General features: G+C 55.3%; 3 protein-coding genes and 1 pseudogene. 2 read left to right on the top strand and 2 right to left on the bottom strand.

Annotated elements, in window-relative coordinates; all coding sequences use genetic code 11:
* Positions 1-119, bottom strand: a 119-nt coding sequence (locus tag H6973_20745) for an FkbM family methyltransferase (GenBank protein MCP5127942.1), incomplete at its 3' end; no start/stop codon positions are given.
* A 95-nt stretch (positions 120-214) separates the two neighbouring features.
* Here H6973_20745 and H6973_20740 point away from each other — a divergent pair.
* Together H6973_20740 and H6973_20735 are read left to right on the top strand one after the other, a co-directional pair.
* A pseudogene (locus H6973_20740) lies at positions 215-1,047 on the top strand (IS5 family transposase).
* Between the two features lie 27 nt (positions 1,048-1,074).
* Entirely contained in the window at positions 1,075-1,515 is a 441-nt protein-coding gene (locus H6973_20735) for a trypsin-like peptidase domain-containing protein (GenBank protein MCP5127941.1), read from the top strand.
* A 57-nt stretch (positions 1,516-1,572) separates the two neighbouring features.
* On the opposite strand, the gene H6973_20730 is transcribed toward H6973_20735, so the two are convergent.
* Positions 1,573-2,924 (bottom strand): IS3 family transposase gene (locus H6973_20730; GenBank protein ID MCP5127940.1). Its coding sequence is split into 2 segments (ribosomal slippage): positions 1,573-2,588 and positions 2,588-2,924, totalling 1,353 coding nucleotides; the frame shifts between segments, so codons are not numbered across the junction.
* Positions 2,925-3,138: the final 214 nt, after the last annotated feature.

The raw sequence follows: 3,138 nt of genomic DNA, 5'->3' as shown, positions 1-3,138 counted from the left end.
ATAATACTATTATCTCCAAACTCAAAGGAAACAAATGGTTTATGTTTTTTAATATAATTCTTTCCGCCGCGAATTATTATTAAATCTCCTCCCTCTGCATCAATTTTTATATACTTAATATCACCTTCAACCTAAGAGCCCGATTTGAAAGTTGTTGAGTGATATCAGTGGGATGTGATTCCGTCGGATTGTCAAAGATTCGATGGAGGCCACTATGTCCTGGACTGATATCACCCGCGCCGAGCATAACCGCAATTCCGACCGCTATCCAACCGATTTGACGGACGACGAGTGGGCTGTGGTGTCACCGCTGGTTCCGCCTTCGCGAACAGGCGGCCGGCCTCGTACGAGCGACATGCGCGAGGTGATGAACGCAATTCTCTACATCGCTGGCGGCGGCATCCCATGGCGAATGCTGCCGAAGGATTTCCCGCCTGTTTCCACGGTGCGGGGCTATTTCTACCGCTGGCGCAACGATGGAACCTTGGCGTTGATGAATTTTGCGCTGGTGCAGGTGGCGCGGGAACTTGAAGGCAAGGAACCGTGCCCGAGTGCCGGGATAATCGACAGTCAGAGTGTTAAAACCACTGAAAGTGGAGGGGTTTGTGGGTATGACGCGGGCCAGAAAACCAAAGGCCGCAAGCGTCATATTGTGACTGACACCAACGGATTCATGGTCGGGTTGCTGGTGCATAGCGCTGCAGTTCAGGATCGTGACGGGGCGGTGCCGACGCTACGATCGATCCGCCGCTTCTATCCGTTCTTGCGGCACATCTTTGCAGACGGCGGGTATAGCGGCGACAAGCTGAAACAGGCGCTGACGGGCAATGGCGACTGGACCATCGAGGTTGTCAGGCGCTGCGACGACCAGAAGGGCTTCAAGGTCTCCCGCGCCGCTGGGTTGTCGAACGCACGTTCGCATGGCTGGGAAGGTCCCGCAGGCTGGCCAAGGACTGGGAGAAATCCATCCAGAGTTCAACAGCATGGACCCTCATCGCCCATATCCGCATTCTCATGCGGCGGTTGGCAAGGCATTGCGAGCAATGAATAACTTTTGAATCGGGCTCTAAGATTTTGCGTTTTAATCGCGAATTGGATTTGGCTGCTATTTTGGTTAACCCAAATGGCAAAGGTGTTACGACAGCTATCTTCAGTGATGAGGTATCCCAGTTGGGTGCATCCTTGATTGCGGGCGGCTTTCCACTTTCAACGCTGATGGACAATGACTTTACCGTTGTGTTCGGAAAAGTAACGGGTCGGAGAGGCATTGGCGGAAACAGCAATCTTTTCTCAATCTCATTGCCTGTCCAACCCGGAAATTCGGGTGGCCCGTTGGTCAACTCAGATGGCGAGGTTACCGGGGTAATCGTTGGAAAGTTGGATGATGGAATCATGCTTGAAGCCGCCGGTACCACTGGGGCAAATTTTGGTTTCGCAATAAGCGGCATTATCGCGCGCGACTTCATATCGCCATTTAAGATTCAAGTTAATAACGAGCTGTCCGTCGTCGAATGATTTGAGACTTTTTGGGCTCTGGAAGAGTGGAGTTTCCGGCTCGGTTTGCGGGTTCATTTAAGCCGCTTTGGCTTGGTGGTTCAAGCGGCGCTGTTTGATGGTGTCTCGTTTAATCCTTTCGCGTTCGAGCAGGATGGTCTGGCCGCGTCCGAAGTAGACGTCGGCCGGGGTGAGATTGTGGAGGCTCTCGTGGTATCGGCGATGGTTGTAGTGCTCGATGAAGGCCGCGATCTGGGCTTCGAGGTCTTCCTTGAAGAAGTAGTTTTCGAGGAGGATGCGGTTCTTCAACGTCTGATGCCAGCGTTCGATTTTCCCTTGTGTCTGCGGATGGCCGGGAGCGCCGTGAACCTGGTCGATCTTGTATGTCTCCAGCCATTCACCGAGATCAGAGGCGACATAACACGGACCGTTGTCGGACAGCAGGCGCGGCCGGTGTTCGACCTTGACCTTGTCGCAGCCTGAGGCTGCCAGCGCCAGGTCGAGCGTGTCGGTGACATCATCGACTTTCATACCGGTGCACAGCTTCCAGGCGATGATGTAGCGGGAGTAATCGTCGAGAATAGTCGACAGGTAGAACCATCCCCAGCCGATGACCTTCAGATAGGTGAAGTCGGTCTGCCACATCTCGTTCGGCCGCGTGGTCTTGTCCTTGAACTCGTCGTTGGCCTTGATGACGATATAGGCTGGTGACGTGATCAGGTCATGGGCCTTGAGCAGGCGGTAGACAGAAGCCTCTGATACGAAATAGCTTTCCGTATCGGTGAACTTCACCGCCAGTTCGCGCGGCGACAGATCGGCGTGGTCCAGCGCCATTTCGATGATCCTGCCCCTGATATCGTCTGGAATGCGGTTCCACACCCGTGGCGGCGCGGACGTCCGGTCTTCCAGTCCCTTGACACCGTGGGTCTGGAACCGGTCACACCATCTGTAAAATGTTGGCCTGGGAATGCCGAGCTTTTCGAGGGTTTGCCGGACCGACAGATGTGACTGCTCGACCAACCGGATGATCTCAAGCTTTTCGGTGGCGGGATATCTCATTCGTCGTCGCCCCCATGCCCGATCATGCTTTTTTTGAGCAGGCGGTTCTCCAGGGTGAGGTCGGCCAGCGCCTCCTTCAGGTCGCGGCTCTCCCTACGCAGCGCCTTCACCTCGTCACTCGTTGCCGAACGGGAGGTATCGCCTGCAAGGCGCTTCTTGCCAGCTTCGAGGAATTCCTTCGACCAGCTATAATACAGGCTTTCGGCGATCCCCTCACGGCGGCAGATCGCGGCGATACTGTCTTCGCCACGCAGGCCTTCCAGGACGATCCGGATTTTGTCCTCGGCCGAATGATGCTTGCGCGTGGCGCGGCGGATGTCTTTGAGCGTCTTCTCGGCCATCGATGTCTGCGGCCCGGATTTTTGTCTCATCTTCGCTTCCTTTGATAGAGCTACGATGAGCCGAAAATCCTCTCTTCTCAATTAAGCCAGTTCTGTCTCATGGGCGCTGATCCGGGACAGGCCATCGCGCCGGAATGGTGCGCGGCTATTGCCACATGGAGAAGATGGCTGCCCTCGAGACGCTGCCCGCCAGCGGTTTCGAGGTCGTCTGCTTCCCGGTCAAGGTCAAGGGCGCAAGCGCCGG

The sequence above is a fragment of the Gammaproteobacteria bacterium genome, from assembly GCA_024235095.1.
Taxonomy (GTDB): Bacteria; Pseudomonadota; Gammaproteobacteria; order Competibacterales; family Competibacteraceae; genus UBA2383.
Note: the sequence above shows the minus strand (reverse complement) of the source record. Positions and strands in the feature narration are given on the sequence as shown.